Annotated in this window: 4 protein-coding genes; 1 reads left to right on the plus strand and 3 read right to left on the minus strand. The window is 44.0% G+C overall.

Annotated elements, in window-relative coordinates:
* Window positions 1–33 precede the first annotated feature (33 nt).
* Window positions 34–1,113, plus strand: a complete 1,080-nt coding sequence (gene miaA / locus F6K53_RS35490; RefSeq protein ID WP_293084026.1) for a tRNA (adenosine(37)-N6)-dimethylallyltransferase MiaA — start codon at window positions 34–36, stop codon at window positions 1,111–1,113.
* Between the two features lie 229 nt (window positions 1,114–1,342).
* Here miaA and F6K53_RS35495 read toward each other — a convergent pair whose 3' ends face one another.
* The 3 genes from F6K53_RS35495 to F6K53_RS35505 form a co-directional block, all read right to left on the minus strand.
* Complete coding sequence (locus F6K53_RS35495; protein ID WP_293084020.1) at window positions 1,343–2,254, minus strand: hypothetical protein; 912 nt, start codon at window positions 2,252–2,254, stop codon at window positions 1,343–1,345.
* Window positions 2,255–3,503: 1,249 nt separating this feature from the next.
* Entirely contained in the window at window positions 3,504–3,674 is a 171-nt protein-coding gene (locus F6K53_RS35500; RefSeq protein ID WP_293084023.1) for a hypothetical protein, read from the minus strand.
* A gap of 94 nt (window positions 3,675–3,768) precedes the next feature.
* On the minus strand, window positions 3,769–3,907 hold a 139-nt coding region (locus tag F6K53_RS35505), incomplete at its 5' end, for a RecQ family zinc-binding domain-containing protein (protein ID WP_293084029.1).

Below are 3,907 nucleotides of genomic sequence, written 5' to 3' on the forward strand. Positions count from 1 at the left end.
TACTCAACACTCAGCACTGAGCACTCAGCAGTCATAGTAATTTGCGGTGCCACAGCCACAGGTAAGTCGAGTCTAGGGATAGCATTAGCACAGCGAGTTAGTTCAATAATTCTTAATGCTGATTCTCGTCAGGTTTACCGAGAATTTGATATTGGAACCGCTAAGCCGACACTGGCTCAACAACAGCAGGTACCCCATTATCTGATTGATATCTGTGACCCAACAGAAACCTTAACTGTAGCTGATTATCAACAGCAAGCCCAGGCAATCATAGCTAGCAAACACAGGGAAGACCGGGTAGATCAAGCAGATTTAAACAATAGACTTCTTGCAGAAGTCGGGAACAGGGAACAGGGAACAGGGAACAGTGGAGAAGAATTGACGCAAAGCGATGCAGCGCGGTCTTGGGGGTTTCCCCCACTCGCTATTGCATCAAGAACACTATCAGAAAAATACTTTTGCAAGAGGTCTAATAAACCTCTTTTCCTAGTTGGCGGTACTGGTTTATATATCAAATCAGTAGTGCGGGGGTTAAAAATTCCTCGGGTTGCGCCTCAAGAAGATTTGCGTCCGCAACTAGCTGCTCTTGGTCAAGCTCAGCTCTATAATTTCCTCCAACAGATTGACCCTGTTGCTGCTCAGAAGATTCATCCCAATGATCAAGTGCGGACATTGCGAGCATTGGAAGTATTTTATGTAACTGGAATTCCGATATCACAGCAGCAGGGAGAGAATCCTCCTAATTATCCAATTCTCCAGATTGGCTTAGAATGTCAGGATTCTGAAACTATTACCCAGCGGATTGCTCAGCGTACTGACCAAATGTTAGCAGCAGGATTTGTGCCTGAGGTAGAAACTATTGTTCAGAAGTATGGTTGGAATTTACCGTTACTAGATACCTTGGGATATCGGGAAATTAAAGATTATCTTGCTGGTAACTCATCCCTTGAGCAGGCCAGAGAGTTAACTATTGTCCACACTCGCCAATTTGCTAAACGTCAACGTACTTGGTTTAAAGCTTATCCTGAGATTGAATGGTTTGATGCGGATTGTCCTGATTTGTTGGATAAAGTTTGGCAGCGAATAGAAGGTTTTTTAGAGACTGTTTGTTAAATTGGGATGGCGTTCCCATCTGACAGGGCGACAAGCATCGTACAAAGGGAGACTGAAAACCAAGCCAGAAAAGATTTATATTAATTAAGGCTGATGATTGAGAAGAGACACCCGCAAAAAACTAATCTTAATTCCTTAAATTAGGCTAAATTAAAACCTATAAAAAAAACAAATATAGCACTAAGCATTCAGATTAGTGCTATAGAAAATGTTGAATATCTTGAGGAATTTACTTGAATCGATCTCGAGACCGAATCACCGGAACAGGTCCTGAAATGTTATCCGGTCCAAAGCCAGGTCCCACGGTAGCTGGGCCAAAGGTAATTACATTGCGAATGTTGTACTTCACCTCATGGTCACTAATGGGAGTTATAGAGGCTATGCCCTGAGCTTGTCCTTGGACACCGGTGGGGAAGTCTTGACCATCCAAGCTCAGCTCACATCGAAATGAAGCTTCTCCCCTGGTATCAAAGTTAATCGGACCTCCAGCACGGTAGAAAATGTTGAATCTCTTGAGGATTTTACCTGAACGGTTAGTCTTTAAAAATTGGTAGTTTCCGAAAAATATCAGGGTGTTCTGTTCAGTATGGAAACCGTTCCATTCACCACCGAGGGTATAGCCTTCGGGATCGATGACTTGGACTAACCAGCCCCCATCATAAAAGAACCAGCCTTCGGGTGGAACTTGTTGCCCAGCGGCTACATAGGCGCGGTAGTTAGCTCGCGGGTCAAGGAGCCATTGTCTGAAGATAATACGACCAGAATTGGCTGGATCATCGACATCGATGCCAAAGCGCTGATAATAGAAATCCTTGGCAAGTTGTTCTAGCTTTTTAATTTCTGCGTTACTACGTTTCATAACTACTTTTTGGAAGTAGTCGCCATCGCAAAAACCATCTAAGCAATTGATAAAGGGTTTGCCTGGTTGTTTGTTATTGTCCACCACACCTGTTCCCATAAGTACTAGGAACTTATCGGTGAAACCCTTTGGTATCGGTTGTTTGTGTGCTGAGACCGGTAAGGCTAGTGCTACTACGCAGACCAGGGCGAGTAATACTGAGAAGAGTGGGGCAATCTTGTTTATATGTAGTTTACTTTTTTTGGTGGAATATTTGGTGTTATTTGGTTGTTTGATTGACATCCCTGTAAATCCAATTCAATAGTTTTGATTGTTTGTAAGCATTCAGCCGTGAGCTTTTAGCTCACGGGTGCGCGTTCAGCTTTCAGCCGTCAGCCTTTGGCTCTTCCCGTAGAATGTAGGGTGCGTTAGGGGCGGGCTTGCCCTCATTTTCCACTTCGAGCGCCAGTATTAGAATAGCCCGCCCCGTAACGCACCACCAAGTAGAATTGAGAATGCGCGAATGCGCGAATGCGCGAATGCGCGAATAATGTAGGGTGCGTTAGGGGCGGGCTTGCCCTCATTTTCCACTTCGAGCGCCAGTATTAGAATAGCCCGCCCCGTAACGCACCACCAAGTAGAATTGAGAATGCGCGAATGCGCGAATGCGCGAATAATGTAGGGTGCGTTAGGGGCGGGCTTGCCCTCATTTTCCACTTCGAGCGCCAGTATTAGAATAGCCCGCCCCGTAACGCACCACCAAGTAGAATTAAGAATTAAGAATGCGCGAATAATGTAGGGTGCGTTAGGGGCGGGCTTGCCCTCATTTTCCACTTCGAGCGCCAGTATTAGAATAGCCCGCCCCGTAACGCACCACCAAGTAGAATTAGCGAATGCGCGAATGCGCGAATTAAGAATCGGGAATCGGGAATCGGGAACTTCGGAGCAGTAGTCAAGATATCCGAGAAGTTTTTGGTGTTAAGCTGTTGTGCATTTAAATTAGATATTATTCAGTTAGAAGATAAACCCTGTCTTGATGCGATCGCTCATAGGGATTTCCTCCAAAACCGTAATGGTGCGTTTGACCCGTAATTAAATTCGCCACGGGTCGCACCTCTGCATCGCTTTAAGATAGACGTCTGCTTTAATCCACCTATATTAATTACTATAGCTGGAATTTAAACAAAAAATGGAGAGAACTCTATGAAACGTTTCAAGTGCCTAACTATCTTTCACTATATTTGGGGCGGCATTTATTTCTTCTTGGGATTGTTCGTATTTCGTACTTATTTCGATATTTCGAGATATATCATCCAGATGCGTCCTTCATTATGTATTAATGAACCTTTCCGAGGAGATGCATGTGATAGTTGGATAATTTTCTTCACTATCGCCATGCATATATTTTTCCTTGGGTTTGGAATTGTTAATATAATGGCAGGATTCTTCTATCAGCGAGCTAAGCCAAATACTGCTAACTGGATTGCGGCATGCGTGAATCTGTTGAGTTTCCCAATTGGTACAGTCGTAGGAATATATAGTCTGTTTAAACTCAATAATTATTTAAAGGAATTACAAGAATCTGAAAACTAAAAATTGAATAAGCTGTGTCTTGATGCAGTCGCTCATGGGGAGGGGCTGCATCAAGACAAGGTCGTTTAAATGCGCGACAGCTTATTTTAAGGTAGCCTAAAACAAGCACAATTACTCCCCATCTCCCCATCTCCCCATCTCCCCACCCTTCCCTCTCTTGCCCTACTCCCTACTCCCTACTCCCTACTCCCTAAAACCTAAGACGAATTAGCTAATCCAATTGATCAATGGGATAAACAATTATCACAGCGATCGCATCTAAAGCCAACCGCTTCTTTAGTAAAACCAAATGCCTTTAGTAAAAATTGCCAACGACACTGGCGAGTTTTCAGGTATTGATTCATCTGAGACTGGGCTTGCTTG

This window comes from Moorena sp. SIO4A1, assembly GCF_010672065.1.
Taxonomy (GTDB): Bacteria; Cyanobacteriota; Cyanobacteriia; order Cyanobacteriales; family Coleofasciculaceae; genus Moorena.